General features: G+C 72.5%; 15 protein-coding genes. 9 read left to right on the top strand and 6 right to left on the bottom strand.

Annotated elements, in window-relative coordinates; all coding sequences use genetic code 11:
- Positions 1-7 precede the first annotated feature (7 nt).
- Positions 8-361 (bottom strand): hypothetical protein, encoded by a 354-nt coding sequence (locus OG207_RS17755; RefSeq protein WP_329099501.1) that lies wholly within the window; start codon positions 359-361, stop codon positions 8-10.
- A 170-nt stretch (positions 362-531) separates the two neighbouring features.
- Between OG207_RS17755 and OG207_RS17750 the strand changes: the two genes are divergently transcribed.
- Together OG207_RS17750 and pcrA are read left to right on the top strand one after the other, a co-directional pair.
- Entirely contained in the window at positions 532-882 is a 351-nt protein-coding gene (locus OG207_RS17750) for an ArsR/SmtB family transcription factor (RefSeq protein WP_329099500.1), read from the top strand.
- Positions 866-3388 (top strand): DNA helicase PcrA, encoded by a 2523-nt coding sequence (gene pcrA, locus OG207_RS17745; RefSeq protein ID WP_329099499.1) that lies wholly within the window; start codon positions 866-868, stop codon positions 3386-3388. The genes OG207_RS17750 and pcrA overlap by 17 nt, the downstream gene beginning before the upstream one ends.
- Before the next feature lie 131 nt (positions 3389-3519).
- Here pcrA and OG207_RS17740 read toward each other — a convergent pair whose 3' ends face one another.
- Complete coding sequence (locus OG207_RS17740) at positions 3520-5169, bottom strand: peptidoglycan DD-metalloendopeptidase family protein (protein ID WP_402694052.1); 1650 nt, start codon at positions 5167-5169, stop codon at positions 3520-3522.
- A gap of 164 nt (positions 5170-5333) precedes the next feature.
- Positions 5334-6113, bottom strand: a complete 780-nt coding sequence (locus OG207_RS17735; protein WP_329099498.1) for an esterase/lipase family protein — start codon at positions 6111-6113, stop codon at positions 5334-5336.
- A 174-nt stretch (positions 6114-6287) separates the two neighbouring features.
- On the opposite strand from OG207_RS17735, the gene OG207_RS17730 reads away from it, so the two are divergent.
- The gene (locus tag OG207_RS17730; RefSeq protein ID WP_150258834.1) at positions 6288-6689 is read left to right on the top strand and encodes a cobalamin B12-binding domain-containing protein; all 402 of its coding nucleotides are present in this window, start codon (positions 6288-6290) and stop codon (positions 6687-6689) included.
- Between the two features lie 374 nt (positions 6690-7063).
- Here OG207_RS17730 and OG207_RS17725 read toward each other — a convergent pair whose 3' ends face one another.
- Together OG207_RS17725 and OG207_RS17720 are read right to left on the bottom strand one after the other, a co-directional pair.
- Positions 7064-8647: a DUF5691 domain-containing protein gene (locus tag OG207_RS17725; RefSeq protein WP_329099497.1), complete on the bottom strand. Its 1584-nt coding sequence runs from the start codon at positions 8645-8647 to the stop codon at positions 7064-7066.
- A 261-nt stretch (positions 8648-8908) separates the two neighbouring features.
- Positions 8909-10249, bottom strand: coding sequence for an SWIM zinc finger family protein (locus OG207_RS17720; protein WP_329099496.1), 1341 nt, complete (start codon positions 10247-10249; stop codon positions 8909-8911).
- Between the two features lie 134 nt (positions 10250-10383).
- On the opposite strand from OG207_RS17720, the gene OG207_RS17715 reads away from it, so the two are divergent.
- From OG207_RS17715 to sucD, 5 genes are all read left to right on the top strand, one after another.
- Positions 10384-11490, top strand: a complete 1107-nt coding sequence (locus OG207_RS17715; RefSeq protein WP_329099495.1) for an ATP-binding protein — start codon at positions 10384-10386, stop codon at positions 11488-11490.
- Complete coding sequence (locus OG207_RS17710; protein ID WP_329099494.1) at positions 11487-13754, top strand: DUF5682 family protein; 2268 nt, start codon at positions 11487-11489, stop codon at positions 13752-13754. Before OG207_RS17715 ends, OG207_RS17710 begins: the two co-directional genes overlap by 4 nt.
- Positions 13755-13918: 164 nt before the next feature.
- A complete protein-coding gene (locus tag OG207_RS17705; RefSeq protein ID WP_329107713.1) occupies positions 13919-15112 on the top strand; it encodes a VWA domain-containing protein in 1194 nt (397 codons plus the stop codon).
- Positions 15113-15392: 280 nt separating this feature from the next.
- Positions 15393-16571 carry an ADP-forming succinate--CoA ligase subunit beta gene (sucC, locus tag OG207_RS17700; protein ID WP_329099493.1) on the top strand — a complete coding sequence of 393 codons (1179 nt, stop codon included), beginning with the start codon at positions 15393-15395 and terminating at the stop codon, positions 16569-16571.
- Between the two features lie 21 nt (positions 16572-16592).
- On the top strand, positions 16593-17480 hold the full coding sequence (sucD, locus tag OG207_RS17695) for a succinate--CoA ligase subunit alpha (RefSeq protein ID WP_329099491.1): 888 nt from the start codon (positions 16593-16595) through the stop codon (positions 17478-17480).
- 71 nt (positions 17481-17551) lie between these two features.
- Here the strand turns inward: sucD and OG207_RS17690 are convergent, their stop codons facing one another.
- On the bottom strand, positions 17552-18805 hold the full coding sequence (locus OG207_RS17690; RefSeq protein WP_329099490.1) for a helix-turn-helix domain-containing protein: 1254 nt from the start codon (positions 18803-18805) through the stop codon (positions 17552-17554).
- Between the two features lie 119 nt (positions 18806-18924).
- On the opposite strand from OG207_RS17690, the gene OG207_RS17685 reads away from it, so the two are divergent.
- On the top strand, positions 18925-20583 hold the full coding sequence (locus OG207_RS17685; RefSeq protein ID WP_329099489.1) for a cell division protein PerM: 1659 nt from the start codon (positions 18925-18927) through the stop codon (positions 20581-20583).
- The last annotated feature ends 81 nt before the right edge of the window (positions 20584-20664 follow it).

Raw genomic sequence — 20664 nt, 5'->3', positions numbered from 1 at the left:
GCGTGGGTCAGTGCCAGAGAACGGCGATGAAGATGTTGATCACGGTCAGCCCGCCGACCGCGCCGAACAGGGCCTTGTCCACGTGCTCCTCGTCGCGCTTGACGTAGACGAGGCAGAGGATCACGAAGAGGACGGCCAGCTTCACGCCGACCTTGATGTTGTTGACGGGGTCCCCGGCCATCTGGTTGAAGCCGACCAGGAGCACGCCGGTGACGAGCATGGTGAGCGCGCCGTGCAGCATGGCGGGCGTGAAACGGGCGGTGCCCGCGCTCATCGCCTTCATCTGGGTCAGGAAACCGCCGAGGAGCGCGGCTATCCCGATGATGTGCAGGCCGACGAAGGCGTTGATGAGTGCGTCCATGGCGTCGAGCGTACGAGGCGGCCCGGTCGGCCGAGGAAGCGGGTCAGCTCGCCCGTGACGGCCTCCGGCCGCTCCTCCGGGGAGGTACCGGTCGCTGCCGCCGGCACGGACCGTACGGAATCTTCGAACGATTTGGCCATGTCCGTACGAGAACTGCGTACAGTGGGGTCATGCCTGCTGCCGCCGCCGAGCCGACCCACCCCGCCGTCGACCGCATCGAACTGGTCGAGGTCCTGGCGGCGCTCGGACACCCCGTCCGGCTGGAGATCGTCCGCAAGCTGTCCTCCGGCGGGGAGGCGTTCTGCGGAGAGGTCGTCCCGGACCTGCCCCGCTCCAGCGTCACGCACCACCTCAAGACGCTGCGCGAGAGCGGTGTGATCTGCCAGCGCCCGCAGGGCCGCAAGCTCTTCCTCGCGCTGCGCCGCGAGGACCTGGAGCTCCGTTTCCCCGGGCTGCTCGAACTCGTGCTGGCCTGTCGGTCCCGCCCCCTAGACTCGGAATGCGATGAGCAGCCTCTTTGACGACAGTTTCCTGGCGGACCTCACCCCCTCCGACGAGGTCCCGCCGCCGCCCGAGGACCACGCCGCCCCCGAAGCGGGCGCGGACGACCTCTTCGGGGGGCGGTTCGACGTACCCATGACCGGGGACGCGTACTACCGGGACGGCGCCCCCAGGCCCGTCATCGACCCGGCGACGCTCCTGGACGGGCTCAATGAGCAGCAGTGCGCGGCCGTGGTGCACGCGGGCTCCCCGCTGCTCATCGTGGCCGGCGCCGGCTCCGGCAAGACCCGGGTGCTGACCCACCGCATCGGACACCTGCTGTCCGCGCGGAACGTCCACCCCGGCCAGATCCTGGCGATCACCTTCACCAACAAGGCCGCCGGCGAGATGAAGGAGCGCGTCGAGGGTCTGGTCGGCCCGCGCGCGAACGCCATGTGGGTCTCCACCTTCCACAGTGCGTGCGTGCGCATCCTGCGCCGCGAGTCCAAGCGGCTCGGCTTCACGTCCTCGTTCTCGATCTACGACGCGGCCGACTCGAAGCGCCTGATGGCGCTCGTCTGCCGGGACCTGGACCTGGACCCGAAGAAGTTCCCGCCGAAGGCCTTCAACGCCAAGATCTCGAACCTGAAGAACGAGCTGATCGACGAGGAAGCCTTCGCCGACCAGGCCGTCGACGGTTTCGAGAAGACCCTGGCCCAGGCGTACGCGATGTACCAGGGGCGACTGCGCGAGGCCAACGCCCTCGACTTCGACGACATCATCATGACCACGGTCCACCTGCTCCAGGCGTTCCCGGACGTCGCCGAGCACTACCGGCGCCGCTTCCGGCACGTCCTCGTCGACGAGTACCAGGACACCAACCACGCCCAGTACACGCTGGTGCGCGAGCTGGTCGGCACCGGCTACCCGGACCTGCCCCCGGCCGAGCTGTGCGTGGTGGGTGACGCCGACCAGTCGATCTACGCCTTCCGCGGCGCGACCATCCGCAACATCCTCCAGTTCGAAGAGGACTACAAGGACGCGACGACGATCCTGCTGGAGCAGAACTACCGCTCCACGCAGACGATCCTCTCCGCGGCCAACGCGGTCATCGAGCGCAACGAGAACCGCCGCGCCAAGAACCTGTGGACCCAGGCCGGTACCGGCGCCGTCATCACCGGCTACGTCGCGGACACCGAGCACGACGAGGCCCAGTTCGTCGCCGACGAGATCGACCGGCTCACCGACGCGGGCGACGCCAAGGCGGGCGACGTCGCGATCTTCTACCGGACCAACGCGCAGTCCCGCGTGTTCGAGGAGATCTTCATCCGGGTCGGACTGCCCTACAAGGTCGTCGGCGGCGTCCGCTTCTACGAGCGCAAGGAGGTCCGCGACGTCCTCGCGTACCTGCGCGTCCTGGCGAACCCGGAGGACAACGTCCCGCTGCGGCGCATCCTGAACGTGCCCAAGCGCGGCATCGGCGAGCGCGCCGAGGCGATGATCGACGCCCTCGCGATGCGCGAGAAGATCACCTTCCCGCAGGCGCTGCGCCGCGTGGACGAGGCCTTCGGCATGGCCGCGCGCTCCACCAACGCGGTGAAGCGGTTCAACGTGCTGATGGAAGAGCTGCGCACGATCGTCGACTCGGGCGCGGGCCCGGCGGTGGTCCTGGAGGCGGTGCTGGAGCGGACGGGCTACCTCGCCGAACTCCAGGCGTCGACCGACCCGCAGGACGAGACGCGCATCGAGAACCTGCAGGAGCTCGCGGCCGTGGCGCTGGAGTTCGAGCAGGCGCGGGAGGCCGCGGCGGCCGAGGCCGCGGAGACCGGCGCCCCGGCTCCCGGGTCCGGCACCCTGGCCGAGTTCCTGGAGCAGGTCGCGCTCGTCGCGGACTCCGACCAGATCCCGGACGAGGACACCGAGGGCACGGGCGTCATCACACTGATGACCCTGCACACCGCCAAGGGCCTCGAATTCCCCGTGGTCTTCCTGACCGGCATGGAGGACGGGGTCTTCCCGCACATGCGGGCGCTGGGCCAGACCAAGGAACTCGAGGAGGAGCGCCGCCTCGCGTACGTCGGCATCACGCGGGCGCGCGAGCGGCTCTACCTGACCCGCTCCAGCATGCGCAGCGCGTGGGGCACGCCGTCGTACAACCCGCCGTCGCGGTTCCTGGAGGAGATTCCGGCGGAGTACCTCCAGTGGAAGCGGACGGGCGCGACCCAGAAGCCGGCCGGTCCGATGCGGAGTTCGGGGTACGGGTCGTCTTCTTCGGGATCGGGCAGGGCGACGTTCGGTACCTCGCCGGAGGCGTTCCTGTCCTCGTCGCGTACGAAGTCGGGTCCGTCCGGATTCGCCACGCGGCGGGCTGCCGACAAGCCGGTCATTGCCCTGGTGGTCGGGGACCGGGTCACGCACGACCAGTTCGGACTCGGCACCGTCATGGAGGTCAAGGGAGCGGGCGCGGACGCGCAGGCCACCATCGACTTCGGGGACGACAAGCCCAAGCGGCTGCTGCTGCGCTACGCGCCGGTGCAGAAGCTGTAGGACGGCGGGCGGCCGCGCGGCCTTCGGGCCGCGCGGCGATCAGGCCGGGGGAGCGTGTCGGGCCGGATGCGCAGGCCGGTCGTACCGGGCGCTCACGCCGGCCGGTTGCGCCGGCCGGTCGCGCCGGTCGGTTACGTCGGGTCCAGGCCGTGGCTGCGCAGCCACGGCAGCGGGTCGATCGCGGACCCGCCGCCGGGCCGGACCTCGAAGTGGAGGTGCGGGCCGGTGGAGTTGCCGGAGTTGCCGGAGTAGGCGATGACATCGCCCGCCTTGACCTTGCCACCGCGGATCTTGGTCGAGCTGAGGTGGCAGTACCAGGTCTCGGTGCCGTCGGGCGCGGTCACTATCGCCATGTTCCCGTAGGCACTGTTGTACTGGGTGCGCACGGTGCCGTCGGTGGCCGACATGACCGGCGTCCCGTAGGAGACCGGGAAATCGATACCGGTGTGCACCGACATCCACATGCCGCCGGCCTGGCCGAAGTTGGCGCTCAGGCCGTGCTGTTGGACGGGGATGGCGAACTTGGGGCGGGCGGCCTCCTTGGCCGCGGCCTCCTCCGCCTTCTTCTTCTTTTCTTCTTCCTGGCGCTCGCGCAGGTCGATGCGCTCCTGCGTGCGGCTCGCGCGGTCGGCGAAGTCGCCCGCATCGGCGCTGAGCGCGACCATCTGGGTGTCGAGCTTGGTGTTCGCCGCGACCGGTTTCACCGAAGCCGGGTCGGGCGCGGCCATCGTGGTGGGCTCCTCGGCGGGCCGGTCCGTGCCGGTGAGGCCGCCGACGGAGGCGGCCGCGACACCCGCGACGCCCATCACACAGGCGGAGGGCACGGCGACGGTCAGCAAGGCGGAACGCTTCGCCGGGGTGCGGCGACGGCTGTTGCCGCCGCTGGTGGAGCTGCCGCTCTTGCTGCTGTTGCTCGCCTTGGCACCGGCGCCGGCCTTGCCGTTGCCCTTGGCGGCGGTCCGGCGCGCGGAGCGCGGAGCCGAGGTCACCGGCATGGCCTGGGTGGGGAGGTCGTGGACCGCGGGCACCGCGGGTGCCTCAGGCGCCTCGGGGACCTGAGGCATCTCGTCGGAGAGCACCTCGAAGACGGCGGTCTCGCTGTACGTGTCCGCTCCGGTCTCGAAACCGGCCTCGAAACCGGTCTCGAATCCGCTCTGGTTCCCGGAGTCGATGACGACTGCCTGGGTGGCTTCGTAGGCGTAGCCGACGGTGGTCGCCCCGTACGCGTACTCCTGCTGCACGGGCTCGGGCTCCGGCGCGGGCTGGTACTCGTACACGTAGGCGGCCTCGGGCTGGGCCGGGGTCTCGACGACGGTGTTCCATGCGGTGGCGTCGTAGGCGCCGGTCTCGGTGCCGGTGGTGCCGTAGCCCGGCATCGCCCAGTGTCCGGTCTGCTCGCCGGTGGTGTCGTAGCCGAAGGAGGGCTGCTGGTACTGCCCGTAGCCGGAGTAGTCCGCGCTCGGCGTGTTCCAGGCGCTCGCGTCCCAGCTCCCGGTGGTGTCCTCGAGTGCGCCCTGGGTCGGGAACGTGGACGGGTAACTGTCCTGCGAGGCCCACGCGGTGGTGTCGTACGCACCGGTGTCGTAGGAGCCGTAGGCGGCGTAGTTGACCCCCTGGCCCTGCGTTTCATAGGAAACGTAGGTCGAGTCACCAGCGAAAGCGGTGGTGGAAAGGCCGTCGTACCCGGCATCCGGGTACTGGCCCGACGTGGGGCGGTCGTTCACCAACTTCTCTTTCGCCTCGGCAGTGGGGGCCTGGGTGGCCGGGAACTCGAGGTTCACCGGAGGAGAGCAGTGGCGTGACTGTACCCGGCGGTTACTCGCCACGACAATCTTCGCCGGGTCCCCAGATCTCCGGAACCGGGCATTCGGCCGTCTTTCGGTCGTCGAAATGCGGACCCTTGGCCTTGAGTTCGAAATTAGTTCGACTGTTGGCTGCTCGTCGGCTAGGCGACGGAGGCGGTGTCCGAGCCCGTGACGGCGGCCAGACCGGGCCCTTCGAGGGTGCGCCGGACCGCCGCGATGACGGCGGGATGGATGGCTAGTGCGAGATGTCCGATACCGGTGACCTGCACGTTCTCCACACACAAATCCGGGTGTTCGATCCGCGCGGTCGCGACCGGGGTCATGATCGCGTCGAACTCGCTCCAGAACGCCACGCACCGTGTGGCACAGCCGGGCGCCGGAGCGGCGAGTTCGGTCAGCACCTCGGAGTCCGGGCGGATCTGCCGGATCAGCGGGTGCGCGTCCATGAAGGGGGCGACCCGGGTGCCGGAATGCGGGGTGCCGAGGGTGACGAGGGTCCGGACCCGCGGGTCGCCGCCGAGCCGCTGCACGTAGTACCGGCCGACGAGCCCGCCCAGGCTGTGCCCGACCAGATCCACCCGCTCCTGTCCGGTGCGCTCGCACAGCTCCTCGACGCGCCGGGCGAGATGACGGGCGGTGACGCGCAGGTCGAGGGTGAAGGGCGAGTAGTTGTACGCCTCCACGTGCCGACCTCCCGCCCCGAGGGCGCGGCGCAGCAGGACGAAGACGGACCGGTTGTCGGTGAACCCGTGGAGAAGGAGGACCGGCGGCCGTGTCGCGGGCGGACGGGTGGTGACCTTCTCCTGGCACACTCCGGTGGGATACAGCAGGAGGTGCCCGCCGAACACCACTATCTCGAGAGCACCGGCCCGCAGCGCGGCGCCGGACAAGGGCATGGACATGGGTATGGACAGCCCCATTGACGGCCTCCCCTGAGCCTCTGCGGGATCGCGGCGCTCGCACCACCGTGCCGTGCGGCTGCCGGCACGGTGGCGCAATGCCGTCCCACGTGTGATTTCCCCCTCGTGATTGACCGCGAAACGGCGGCGTGCGCGATGCTGTACTTAACGTTCGTTCACTCGGGAGGCAGTGCGATGGGTGTGACCGGTCCGATCCGTGTGGTGGTGGCCAAGCCGGGTCTCGACGGCCACGACCGCGGGGCCAAGGTGATCGCGCGGGCGCTGCGGGACGCGGGCATGGAGGTCATCTACACCGGCCTCCACCAGACCCCCGAGCAGATCGTGGACACCGCCATCCAGGAGGACGCCGACGCGATCGGCCTCTCGATCCTCTCCGGCGCGCACAACACGCTCTTCGCGCGCGTGCTGGAACTCCTCAAGGAGCGCGACGCGGAGGACATCAAGGTCTTCGGCGGCGGCATCATCCCGGAGGACGACATCGCCCCCCTGAAGGAGAAGGGCGTGGCCGAGATCTTCACGCCGGGCGCGACGACGACCGCCATCGTGGACTGGGTCCGCGCCCACGTCCGTCAGTAGCCTCCGGCGGTTCGGCAGGGGTCGGGCGGCGTGACTGCGCCGTGCCGCGCCCCGCGAGCCGTTGCGGCGCGGGGTGTCGCGCGGAGCCCCGGCATCCGTGCGACGCCAGCAGGCGTACATGCGGCCTCGCCGGCGTTCGGGGCACGGACCCCGGATCGGAGGCCCCAGCCCTCGGTTCCTGCGGCGCGGCCCCCCGGCCGGCGCCGGACCGGGCCGTCCTTCAGGATCCGGCCGGGCCCGCTCGAGGACGCCCCGCTCGAGGACGCCCCGCTCGAGGACGTCGTTCCGTCCGGATCCCCTCCCGGCGGTAGCTGGTGGAGGGTGCACCGCACCGGACGTCCCGGGCTCGTCCGGCGAGATCCGGAAGGGACGGGCTAGGCCGGGGCCAGTTCGGCCAGCATCGCCGCGCGGAGGCGAAGGGTCGAGACGAGCCGCTGGAACGCCTCGGCCCAGTACGCGGCTGCGCCGGGAGCAGCGTCCGGCAGGTCCTCCACGGCCGTGGTCAGGGCCTCCAGCCGGCCCGCTTCTGCGGGGTCGAGGCAGCGCTCCGCGAGGCCCATTACCCCGCTGAAGCTCCACGGGTAGCTGCCGGCGTCGCGGGCGGTGTCCAGTGCGTCCACGACCGCTTGGCCCAGCGCGCCCGCCCACGGCACGACGCACACCCCGAGCAGTTGGAACGCTTCCGACAGTCCGTGGGCCCGTATGAACTCCGCCACCCACTCCGCCCGTTCCGCGTGCGGGAGGGTCTCCAGCAGCTTGGCCCGCTCCGCGAGCGAGGCCGTTCCCGGGCCCGCTGCGGGCGGCGCGGACGCCGGGCCGAGCAGGGCCCGCGACCACGGCGCGTCGCGCTGGCGCACGGCGGCCCGGCACCACGCCGCGTGCAGCTCCTCCGTCCAGCCGTCGCCCGCGGCCACCGGCAGCGCCACGATCTCCGCCGGGCCGAGCCCCCCGAACCGCTCCCGCCAGCACGACAGTGGCGCAGCCTCCACCAACTGGCCGAGCCACCAGGCACGTTCCCCGCGTCCGGCGGGCGGCCGCTTGACCACCCCGTCGCGGAGCATCCCCGCATCGCACTCGGCCGGCGGCGTCACCCCTTCGGGGCCCACGCAGGCCAGTGCGCGCTCGGCCATCCGTCCGGCCAGCGCCGAGTCCGGCAGCGCCGACAGCAATTCGGCGGCCGTGGCACGGACATTGCGGCTGCGGTCACCCAACGCCGCCTCCAGGAAGGGCTCGTCCCCCGCGGACAGCCCGACCCTCAGCGAATCGAGGAACATCAGCCGGTCCTCGGCCCGTTCGGTGGCCCAGGTCGTCATCAGCAGCCGCGGCGCGGCCGCAGCCTCGTGGGCCCGGACGGCTCCGAGCAGGGCCACCCGCTCCGCGAACAGTCCCTCCTGCCACAGCCGTTCCACCGCCGCCCGGTCCGTCACCTCCGGCAGTTCCCCGGTGCCGCCCGAACCGCCGCGCAGGGCGAACCGCCAGTCCGGATTCATCCGCGCCAGCCACAGTCCCCGCGTCCCCGCCAGGGCCAAGGCCTGCGGCCGCAGGTCCGTACGGGCCCGGGCCGCGTCCAGCAGCGCCGGTACGAGTGCGGCCGGCGAGCGGTAGCCGTGCCGCGCGGCGGCGGCCAGCCACTGGGGCAGCAGCTCCGTCAGGTCCGGGGCGGTCCCGCGCCGCCCGCCGCCGTTGACCGGGCCGCTGCGGCCGGCCAGCAGCTGCGCGAGCCTGTGGCCGGCCGCCTCCGGTGGCGCCGGCCGGGGGTCCCGGGGCGCGGGCTCTGGGCGCGGCCCGGCCTCGGCCGGGCGCAGCCCGGCCCGGCGCCGTACGGCGTGCACGGCCGCCGCGTCCAGCAGCGCCTCCGGAGAGCCCGCCGGACCCCCGCCCCGGCGCCGCTCGGTGCCCAGCAGCGCGGCGGCGACCAGCTCCTCCCACTCCCCGTACCCCTCGTCACTCTTGTCCATCGGGCCCCTCCCTAGTCCCTCGTCGTCGGTCGTCCGTCGCGTCATGGGCTCCGGTCCCGCCCCCTCCACGGGACCGGAGCTGTCGATGTCCCCGTATGCCTGCTCGCGTTCAGCTGGCGTGGTTGTCATTCATGCAAGCCCCCCGGCTCGTCGTCGTTCCGCGTGCGGAGCCCCCGGCGCCGCACGTTTCCTCGCCGCCCCCGCGTGACGGCACAGGCCCCCCCAGGCCCCCAGCGATGTGTTCTTTGTTTCCGTTCCTGATCAGGACAGGGCGACGGGCTCGGTCGAGCCCGGCTGCCAGGCCGTCAGAGGGGTGAAGCCGCGGTGCCCGCACTCGCCGAACACCGTCACCGGGCCTCCGCCCGACAACGCAGCCAGCTGCCAAAGCCCCCCGCGGGAGCGGCCGCCCCCGGTGAGGGGCACCGGCAGGGCGGAGGTGCCCTCCGCGTCCGCCAGCTGCCAGCCGAGCTCTCCCGGTATCGGAACCACCGGACCGAGCACCACCGGCCAGGACTCCAGCCACGGGTCCTGCCGCAGGGCCTCCCCGTACGCCTCCAGGGCCGCCCCCGTGCTCACCCCGGCCGGAACCCCCGCGCACGGCGCAGCTGCCGCGAACCTCTCACCGAGGTCCGCCCGCAGCCCCGCCGACCCGGGCCGGAAGTGCACCTCCGCCTCCAGCACCCGCCCCACCGGCAGTGCCAGCCCCGGTGGCCGCCCCGGCGGTCCGAAGTCCAGCACCAGGGCGGGCCGCCCGCCCGCCAGCCCGTGCAGCCATATCCGGCGGGTGGTGAGCCGACCGTCCGGCGAGACCGTGTCGTACTGGGCGAGCACCAGCCACCGGTCCCGTACGGCCTCCCCCTCCCCGGAGGCCGGCAGTCCCACGCGGCTGCGCACCGTCGCCGCCAGCTCTTCCGGCAGCCCGGCCAACCCCAGCCACGCCCGGTCGAGCAGGTGCAGCAGCGCCGCCTCCTCCAGCATCCGGGCCGGCCAGCCGGGGCCGCAACTGGGTATCGTCCCCAACTCCCTTACCCGGGAGGCCAGTCCGGGCGCCTGGGCGTCGACCATGCGGGCCGCGGTCTCCTCCCACCCCGCGTATCCCACCTGCTCCTGGCCCGCGAGGCCGCCGCGCAGTAGATCGGCCAGCCGCTGTTCCAGCTCGGCGACGCCCGCGCCGACGCGCGCCGCCCGCCGCTCGGCCCGCTTCCGGGCCCCCTCCTCGTCGACCGGCGCGGCCCTCCCGCCGAGCGGCCGAGCGGCCTTGGCCGCCCGGTCCGCCAGCCACTGCGCGGCCCACTCCGGAGCCTCGCCCGGCTCGCCGACCCCCTCGGCCGACCAGAGCAGCAACAGCCCCAGGGCGTGCTTGCAGGGGAACTTCCGGCTCGGGCAGGAGCACTTGTACGCGGGGCCCGTGAGGTCCACGACCGTGCGGTACGGCTTGCTGCCGCTGCCCTTGCACAAGCCCCACACAGAACCGGAAGCGGAACCTCCGATCTGCGACCACGGTCCCGCCCCGCCGAGTCTGCCCCCCGCCTTGCGTGAGGCATCGTCAGGAGCCAGATCCAATACCTGCTCCGCTGTCCAGCGGTCCCCCTGATCAGTCATGTGAACAACCGTAGAGACCGCCACTGACAATCGCTCTGACCAGCAACAACGCTATCGGCAGGGTCCGTTGTCAGTGGCGTGGTGCACCGTGGAGTCAGCAGTCGGGAGCGGCTGCCGAGCTTTGGAGGGGGACCATGACCACGCCCGAGAACGAGCAGCGAGCAGAGGCTCTGCGACCGCACGCCGAAGACGCCTTCGCACACGAACTGAAAGCCCTGGCGGCCGCCGACGACCGGCCCCGCCCGACCCGCTGGAAGCTCTCCCCGTGGGCCGTCGCCACGTACCTGCTCGGCGGCACGCTCGACGACGGCACGGTGATCACCCCCAAGTACGTGGGGCCGCGCCGCATCGTCGAAGTGGCCGTCACCACCCTGGCCACCGACCGCGCCCTGCTCCTTCTGGGCGTCCCCGGCACCGCCAAGACCTGGGTGTCCGAACACCTCGCGGCCGCCGTCAGCGGAGACTCCACCCTCCTCGTCCAGGGCACCGCCGGCACCCCCGAGGAAGCCATCCGGTACGGCTGGAACTACGCCCGGCTGCTCGCCCACGGCCCCAGCCGCGAGGCGCTCGTCCCCAGCCCGGTCATGCGGGCGATGGCCGACGGCATGACCGCCCGCGTCGAGGAGCTCACCCGCATCCCCGCCGACGTCCAGGACACCCTCATCACCGTCCTGTCCGAGAAGACCCTCCCGATACCGGAGCTCGGCGAAGAGGTGCAGGCCGTGCGCGGCTTCAACCTCATTGCCACCGCCAACGACCGCGACCGCGGGGTGAACGAGCTCTCCAGCGCACTGCGCCGCCGCTTCAACACCGTGGTGCTGCCCCTGCCCGCCACCGCCGACGCCGAGGTCGACATCGTCGCCCGCCGCGTCGACCAGATGGGCCGCGCCCTCGACCTGCCGGCCGCGCCCGAGGGCCTGGAGGAGATCCGCCGCGTCGTCACCGTCTTCCGCGAGCTGCGCGACGGCGTCACCGACGACGGCCGTACGAAGGTGAAGTCGCCCAGCGGCACGCTGTCCACCGCAGAGGCCATCTCCGTCGTCACCGGCGGCCTGGCCCTGGCCGCCCACTTCGGGGACGGCGTCCTGCGCCCCTCCGACGTGGCCGCCGGGATCCTCGGCGCCGTGGTCCGGGACCCGGCGGCCGACAAGGTGGTCTGGCAGGAGTACCTCGAGGCAGTGGTCCGCGAGCGCGACGGCTGGAAGGACTTCTACCGGGCCTGCCGGGAGGTGACCGTATGAGCCCGAGCCCGACGAAGGGTCCGCTGCTGCTGGGCGTACGGCACCACGGGCCGGGATCGGCCCGTGCCGTGCGGGCGGCCCTGGAGACGGCTCGGCCCGAAGCGGTGCTGATCGAGGGCCCGCCCGAGGGGGACGCGCTGTTGCCGCTCGCCGCCGAGGAGGGGATGCGGCCGCCCGTCGCGCTCCTCGCGCACGCGGCGGACGACCCGGGCCGGGCCGCGTTCTGGCCGCTGGCCGGGTTCTCACCCGAGTGGGTGGCCATCCGCTGGGCCCAGGAGCACGACGTTCCGGTCCGGTTCATCGACCTCCCGGCGGCGCACTCGCTCGCCGCCGCAGGGGACGGACAGGAAGGGGCCGGGCCCGATGCCGTCCGGCTGGACCCCCTGGCCGTGCTGGCCGAGACCGCCGGGTACGACGACCCCGAGCGCTGGTGGGAGGACGTGGTCGAGCACCGCGGCGCCGGGGGCGTGAGGGAGGACGTGCTCGGCGCCTTCGAGGCGCTCGAGGAGGCCATGGGAGCCCTGCGCGAGGCGTACGGCGACGGCGGCCACCAGCGCGACCTCGTGCGCGAGGCGTACATGCGCCAGCGGATGCGGGCCGCCCGCCGGGAGTTCGGCGACGCCTACGCCGTGGTGTGCGGAGCCTGGCACGTCCCCGCGCTGCGCGCCAAGGCCACCGTGGCCGCCGACAAGGCCCTGCTGAGCGGCCTGCCCAAGGTCAAGGTGGAGACCACCTGGGTGCCCTGGACCCACCGCAGGCTGGCCCGGGCCGGCGGGTACGGCGCGGGGATCACCTCGCCCGGCTGGTACGCCCACCTCTTCTCCGCCCGGGACCGACCCGTCGAGCGGTGGCTGACCAAGGTCGCCGGCCTGCTGCGCGAGGAGGACCGACAGGTCTCCTCGGCACACGTCATCGAGGCGGTCCGGCTGGCCGAGACCCTCGCCGCGATGCGGGGCCGGCCGCTGCCCGGGCTGACGGAGACCCTGGAAGCGGTCCGGGCGGTGATGTGCGACGGCTCCGACGTACCGCTCGCACTGATCGAGGACCGGCTCGTCGTCGGTGACGTGCTCGGCGAGGTCCCGGACGGAGCCCCCGTCGTACCCCTCCAGCGCGACCTGACACGACAGCAGCGCACGCTGCGGCTCAAGGCCGAGGCGCAGGACCGCGAGCTGGAACTGGACCTGCGCAAGGACACCGACACCGCGAAGTCCCTGCTGCTGCACCGGCTGCGACTGCTCGGCATCGGCTGGGGCACGCCGACCGCCTCCCGGGCCGGCACCGGAACCTTCCGGGAGACCTGGCGGCTGCGGTGGGAGCCGGAGCTGTCGGTGCGGATCGCCGAGGCCGGGATATGGGGGACCACCGTCCTCGGCGCGGCCACCGCCAAGGCCGAGGCGGACGCCGTCGGGGCCGAGGAGCTGGGCGAGGTGACGGCCCTGGCCGAGCAGTGCCTGCTGGCCGGGCTCGCGCAGGCGCTGCCCGCCGTACTGCGGGCCCTCGCGGACCGGGCCGCGTTGGACACCGACGTGGCGCGGCTCGCCAAGGCCCTGCCGGCCCTGGCCCGTTCGCTGCGGTACGGGGACGTCCGGGGCACCGACGCGACGGCGCTCGGCGCCGTGGCGGCCGGGCTCGCCGAGCGGATATGCGTGGCACTGCCGTCGGCCTGCACGGCCGGGTTGGACGCCGACGCGGCGGCGGAGATGCGCGGTCACGTGGACGGGGTGCACGGAGCGATCGGCCTGCTGGCGGACGCCGACGAGGGGCTGCGGGAGCGCTGGTCCGCGGTGCTCGCCACGCTGGCCGGCCGGGACACCGTGCCCGGCCTGATCCGCGGCCGGGCGGCCCGGCTGCTCCTCGACGACGGTCGGCTGCCGGCCGAGGAGACGGCCCGGCTGATGGGGCTCGCCCTCTCCCCGGCGTCCTCCCCGGCCGATGCGGCGGGCTGGATCGAGGGCTTCGCCGGCGGGAGTTCGGGCGGGGGCACTCTGCTGCTCCACGACGACCGGCTGCTGGGCCTGATCGACACCTGGCTGGTGGGGGTCCCGGAGCGCGCGTTCACCGACGTGCTCCCGCTCCTGCGGCGGACGTTCGGGGCGTACGAGCCGGGCGTGAAGCGGTCCCTGGGCGAGTTGGTGCGACGTGGCCCCGGCGGTGCGGTCGCCGCGGCCTCGGCGTCCTCGGCCCCGGCGGGCTTCGCCCCCGAGCTGGATTCGGTGCGGGCGGACGCGGTGGTGGGGCTGGTGCGGATGCTGCTCGCCGCGTGAGGTGCGGCGCCGTTGCCGGGGCTGCGCCCCGGACCCCGCGCCTCAGGCTCCCCCGGCTACCGCCGGGAGGTGCCCCTGACGGGGCTGGAAGAGCGCCTCAATCGGCGCCGGGTTTTACGGCGGGTTTTACAGAGGGAACACGACGAGTGCAGGGGGACGGACGGATGGGCGGCAAGGACATGGACGCGGGGGTACGACACGAAACCGCAGACCCCGCCGGAGGCGAACGGCTCAGGCGGTGGCGGATGGTGCTCGGCGGGGGAGAGGCCGATGGCACCGGCTGCGCGCTGACCGGGCGGGACGCGGCGATGGACGCCGCGCTCGGCGCCCTGTACGGCGGGGGCGGCGAGGCGGGGTCCCGCAGGACGTCGGGGGCACGGTCGGCCGGGCTCGGCGGGTCCGCGCCGAACGTGGCCCGCTGGCTCGGGGACATCCGTACGTACTTCCCGAGCTCCGTGGTCCAGGTCATGCAGCGCGATGCCATCGAGCGGCTGGGCCTGGCCGCCCTGCTGCTGGAACCGGAGATGCTGGAGGCCGTCGAACCGGACGTGCACCTCGTCGGCACCCTGCTCTCCCTGAACAAGGCGATGCCCGAGACGACGAAGGAGACGGCGCGGGCCGTGGTCCGCAAGGTGGTCGAGCAACTGGAGAAGAAGCTTGCGGCGCGGACCCGGGCGACACTGACCGGCGCCCTGGACCGGTCCGCGCGGATCAGCCGTCCGCGCCACCGCGACATCGACTGGGACCGCACGATCCGGGCCAACCTCAAGAACTACCTGCCCGAGTACCGCACCGTCGTTCCCGAGCGGCTGATCGGCTACGGCCGGGCGGCGCAAGCGGTGAAGAAGGAGGTGATCCTCTGCATCGACCAGTCGGGTTCGATGGCGGCCTCCGTCGTCTACGCCTCCGTCTTCGGTGCGGTCCTCGCCTCGATGCGCTCGATCGCCACCCGTCTGGTCGTCTTCGACACCGCGATCGTCGATCTGACCGACCAGCTCGACGACCCGGTCGACGTCCTCTTCGGTACCCAATTGGGCGGTGGCACCGACATCAACCGCGCCCTCGCCTACTGCCAGTCGAAGATCACCCGGCCCGCCGACACCGTCGTCGTCCTGATCAGCGACCTCTACGAGGGCGGTATCCGCAACGAGATGCTGAAGCGGGTCGCCGCGATGAAGGCTGCGGGCGTGGAGTTCGTGACCCTGCTGGCCCTGTCCGACGAGGGAGCCCCGGCCTACGACCGCGAACACGCCGCAGCCCTTGCGGCGCTCGGGGCGCCGGCCTTCGCCTGCACTCCGGACCTGTTCCCGGACGTGATGGCCGCGGCGCTGGAGAAACGCCCCCTGCCGACACCCTGACGGCCGCGTCCCGGGCTTTGCTGTGAATCGGTGAATCACACGAACTTCCAGTTCAACCGTGAGGCGTTCTGTGACAGGTATCACCGCTCAGGTGTGATCTGCGATTTAGGGTCCCACGTCCCTCGGGGATAACCTGCGGGACGGACATGCCGCGTCCACGGTCACCGTGTGCGCCTTCCTTGTGACAGCGCCGTCACGTTGCCCTCCGCGGCACGCCCACGCAGATAGCAGATAACCGCGAATCACTGCGAATCTTTAAAAAGACAAGGGACGGACGCGCGTGGACCTGTTCGAGTACCAGGCGAGGGACCTCTTCGCCAAGCACGGTGTACCGGTGCTGGCCGGTGAAGTCATCGACACGCCTGAGGCGGCTCGCGAGGCCACCGAGCGGCTGGGCGGCAAGTCGGTCGTCAAGGCGCAGGTGAAGGTCGGCGGCCGCGGCAAGGCCGGTGGCGTGAAGCTGGCCGCCACCCCGGACGAGGCAGTCGCCCGGGCGACCGACATCCTCGGCATGGACATCAAGGGCCACACGGTCCACAAGGTGATGATCGCCGAGACGGCTCCGGAGATCCTGGAGGAGTACTACGTCTCGTACCTCCTCGACCGGACCAACCGCACCTTCCTCGCCATGGCGTCCGTCGCGGGCGGCATGGACATCGAGCAGGTCGCCGAGGAGACCCCGGAGAAGCTCGCCAAGGTACCGGTGAACGCCAACGAGGGCGTGACCATCGAGAAGGCCCGCGAGATCGTCGCGCTGGCGCAGTTCCCGGCCGAGGTCGCCGAGAAGGTCGCCGAGGTCCTCGTGACCCTGTGGGCGACCTTCATCGCCGAGGACGCGCTCCTCGTCGAGGTCAACCCGCTCGCGAAGGTCGCCAGCGGCGACGTCATCGCGCTCGACGGCAAGGTCTCGCTCGACGAGAACGCCGAGTTCCGCCAGCCGGGTCACGAGGAGTTCGTGGACCACGCGGCCGCGAACCCGCTCGAGGCCGCCGCCAAGGCGAAGAACCTCAACTACGTCAAGCTCGACGGTGAGGTCGGCATCATCGGCAACGGCGCGGGTCTCGTCATGAGCACCCTCGACGTCGTCGCCTACGCCGGCGAGAACCACGGTGGCGTCAAGCCCGCCAACTTCCTGGACATCGGCGGTGGCGCCTCCGCCGCCGTCATGGCCAACGGTCTCGAGATCATCCTCGGCGACCCGGACGTCAAGTCCGTCTTCGTCAACGTCTTCGGTGGCATCACCGCCTGTGACGAGGTCGCCAACGGCATCGTCCAGGCGCTCCAGCTGCTCGAGGACAAGGGCGAGGCGGTCACCAAGCCGCTGGTCGTCCGTCTCGACGGCAACAACGCCGAGCTGGGTCGCAAGATCCTCTCGGACGCCAACCACCCGCTGGTGCAGCGCGTGGACACCATGGACGGCGCGGCCGACAAGGCCGCCGAGCTCGCGGCTGCGAAGTAAGGGCAGAGGTCACAGACTCACATGGCTATCTTCCTCAACAAGGACAGCAAGGTCATCGTCCAGGGCATGACCGGTGCCACGGGCATGAAGCACACCAAGCTGATGCTGGCTGACGGCACCAACATCGTCGGCGGCGTGAACCCGCGCAAGGCCGGCACCACCGTCGACTTCGACGGCACCGAGGTCCCGGTCTTCGGCTCCGTCGCCGAGGCGATGGAGAAGACGGGCGCCAACGTCTCCGTCCTCTTCGTCCCGCCGGCCTTCTCCAAGGCCGCCGTGGTCGAGGCGATCGACGCCGAGATCCCGCTGGCCGTCGTCATCACCGAGGGCATCGCGGTGCACGACTCCGCCGCCTTCTGGGCGTACGCGACCGCCAAGGGCAACAAGACCCGGATCATCGGCCCGAACTGCCCGGGTCTGATCACCCCCGGCCAGTCCAACGCCGGCATCATCCCGGGTGACATCACCAAGCCCGGCAAGATCGGTCTCGTGTCCAAGTCGGGCACGCTGACCTACCAGATGATGTACGAGCTCCGTGACATCGGCTTCACCTCCGCCGTCGGCATCGGTGGCGACCCGGTCATCGGCACCACGCACATCGACGCCCTGGAGGCCTTCGAGGCCGACCCGGAGACCGAGCTGATCGTCATGATCGGCGAGATCGGCGGCGACGCCGAGGAGCGTGCGGCGGACTTCATCGCGAAGAACGTCACCAAGCCGGTCGTCGGCTACGTCGCGGGCTTCACCGCCCCCGAGGGCAAGACCATGGGCCACGCGGGCGCCATCGTCTCCGGCTCCTCCGGCACGGCGCAGGCCAAGAAGGAGGCCCTCGAGGCCGCCGGCGTGAAGGTCGGCAAGACGCCGACCGAGACCGCGAAGCTGGCGCGCGAGATCCTCGCCGCCAAGTAAGCGGGACGCGACACTGCACGGGCGTGGCCCGCACCCCTCGGGGGGTGCGGGCCACGCCCGTTCTCATCGGCTCATTCGACCTTCGGGGCGATCCGTGCCGGTCCGGCCTCCGGGTCGGCGAGCAGTTTGTCGTGGAGCTGTTTGCTCCGTTCGGTGAGTTGCTGGGGTCCGGCGAGCGGGGGCACGCCGGAGACGCTCTCGCCGGGCGCCAGCGGGGGCTCGTAGTGGGTGGGCGCGGTCATGACCGTGTAGGCCGTCGAGACGGCGATCATCGCCGTCAGGCTGAGGGTCGCGCGGGTCCACATCCGGGTGCGCCGCTCCCCGCCGCCGCGGACGGCGACCGCCGGGCGCAGGTCGAGGTCGACGGCCGGTCGTAGCGCGGTGAGCAGGTCGCGCAGCAGCGCCGACTGCTTTTCGAGCGGTACGTCGGCCAGTTCGGGGATCCGGTCGGCGAGGTCGGCGTGCGCGTGCACGAGCCGGTTGCCCGCGGTGGGCGTGGTCGCCTCGGTCTCGGCGGCGGTGTCGGGGAGGTCGAGGCCGACGCCGTCGTAGAGCAGGACGGTACGGCGGTTCGCGGGGGAGAGCGCGAGCAGGGCGTCGAGCAGGATCCGGTCGGAGGGTTCGGCGGGCGGCTTGTCGAGATGGCGGTGGGCGCGCCGGAACCGGTGCCAGGGGGAGAGCGCGTACTCGTACGCGATCGCGCGCACCCAGCCCACCGGGTCCGGGTCGGCGGCCACCTCGGGCCACCGGTCCCAGGCCTGGACGAAGGCCTTCTCCACGGCCTCCAGGGCGAGTGACCGGCGGCCGGTGAGCAGGTAGGCCTGCCGGGCGAGGTCGTGGGCGGCGTGGGCGTAGAGGGCGTCGAAGGCCTCGGCGGGCCCCGGCGCGGGGACCCTCGCGGGGGCCTCGACGGGGGCCTCGACGGGGGTCTCGACGGAGGCATCGACGGGGAGCTCGGCGGGCTCGGTCCGCGCGTCCGCGGACGGTCCGTCCGCGGCGGGTCCGTCCGGGGCGGGTGGGTCCGCGGCGGGTTCCTCGGCGGCGGCCTTCGCCTGCTTCGCCTCTCCGGGCGCCCCGGCGGGACCGGCCTCCTGCGGCAGGGCGGCCAGGTGCCCCAGGAACTGCATGTACAGCTCGCGCTTGCGCCCGCGGGGGTCCGTGCGGCCCGATTCCCAGGAGCGGACGGTCGCCGCGGTGACGCCCACGGCCGAGGCGACCTCATCGTGCGTCAGTTCCGCCGCCTCGCGCAGTCTGCGGCGCTCCTTGGGGGCGGGCAGGCTCAGCTCCGAGTCCTCTGGGGAGGTCGTCTCGACGCTTGGTGTCATGCCACACTCCCCGCAAACTGGACGATCTGGGCGAAAAAGTACATAAACGTATATTGAGCGACACCACGGGCATTCGCCTGTTACCAGTCCATAGCGCGTGTCGTTGGCACCATGGCGGGGTGACCCAAGTGACCGAACGCGGGACCCCGTTGTCAGCGGCCCCGCGAGCCGGCGTGCGGCGCCGTTCACCGGCCGCCGCCGCATGCGTCGTGGGCGGAGCCGTGGCGGCCGGACTCGGGCTCGGCTTCCTCGCCGTGCTCGTCATCGTGCTGTGGATCAGTTCCCCCTACCCCGACAGCGGCCCCGGTGGGGCCCTGCACCTGGCCGCCGGGCTGTGGCTGCTCGCCCACGGGACGGAGCTGGTGCGCTACGACACCCTCTCCGGCGTCCCCGCACCCGTCGGCATGACGCCCCTGCTCCTCGTCGTGCTGCCCGTGCTGCTCATGCGGCGGGCCGCCCGGCTGGGGAGCGCCACCGAGGACGACGACGAGGAGGTGCTGCCCGCCGGAGCCGTGTTCTCGGCCGTGCTCTGCGGCTATCTCGCGGTCGGGGCCCTCGTCACGGTGTACGCCGCCGGCGGCCCGCTGTCGGCCGACCCCATCAGTGCGGCCTGGCACATCCCGCTGGTGGCCGTACTCGCCGCCGCAACCGGGGTGTGGGGGGCCCGGGGGCGTCCGCTCGGACCGCTGCCGTCCTGGCTGCCCGGGTGCGTACGGAAGGCTGCCGTGCGCCCCCGCTACGCGCTGGCGCTCCGGGCGGGCGCGGGCGGCGCCCTGGTGCTCCTGGGCGGCGGCGCGCTCGTCGTCGGCGCCTCGCTCGCGTGGCACGGCGCCGAGGTCCAGTCCTCCTTCCTGTCGCTGACCGGGGTCTGGTCGGGCCGCTTCGCCGTCCTGCTGCTCGCACTCACCCTGATCCCCAACGCCATGGTCTGGGGAGCGGCCTACGCGCTCGGGCCCGGCTTCGCCCTGGGCGCCGACGCGACGGCTACCCCGCTCGGTTTCCCGGGCGCGCCGGGACTGCCCCGCTTCCCGCTGCTGGCGGCGCTCCCGGCCGAGGGCCCCGGAACCCCGTTGACCTGGGCGGTCGCCGGGGTTCCGGTGGTCGCCGGGCTCGCGGTGGGCTGGTTCGCGGTACGCCGGGCACGCGAGGTCTCGTACGGGGAGACCGCGCTCACGGCGGCCCTCGGTGCGGTGGTGTGCGGTCTGGCGATGGCCGGGCTCGCGGCGGCCTCGGCGGGGCCGCTGGGCTCGCGGCTGCTGTCGGAATTCGGGCCGGTGTGGTGGACCACCGGGGTGGCGGCCTTCGTCTGGACGGCGGTACTGGCCGTGCCGGTCGCGGTGGCGGTGCACGCGTGGCGGACCCGCCCGGCCATCGGGCCGTCCGCCCTGGACGCCGATGAAGCGGTGGCCGTGGACGACGGGTGGCACGACAGCGGGGTGCGGGAGGTCCGGTGGGCGGCGATGCGGCAGGCTGCGGGGGCGCTGATTCCGGACATTGCGGTTCCCCCGGTACCGGTACCTCCTGCGGTTCCTGCGGTTCCTGCGGTTCCTGCGGTTCCTGGGGTTCCTGGGGTTCCTGCGGGTGTGCCCGGGGGGCGGGCGCGGCGGGCCGTGACCGTGGTGTCCGGGCTGGATCTGGATCCTGGTCTGCTGGCCGGGCCGGGTGGCGTGGCCGGCGCGGCTGAGGTGGCCGAGGTGGCCGAGGCGGTGTCAGTGCCGTTGGCTCCGCAGGTGGTTGGGGCGCGGGTGCTGGCCCGGCGGAAGCCGCCACCGGAGTAGGCCGTTCGGGTGCGGCGCCGCCGCTGGGGCTCCGCCCCAGACCCCGCGCCTCAAACGCCGGCGGGGCTGGAAGGGTGCCTC

The organism is Streptomyces sp. NBC_01439 (assembly GCF_036227605.1).
Taxonomy (GTDB): Bacteria; Actinomycetota; Actinomycetes; order Streptomycetales; family Streptomycetaceae; genus Streptomyces.
The sequence above is the reverse complement of the archived record's forward strand: the minus strand, read 5'-3'. Positions and strand labels throughout refer to the sequence as shown.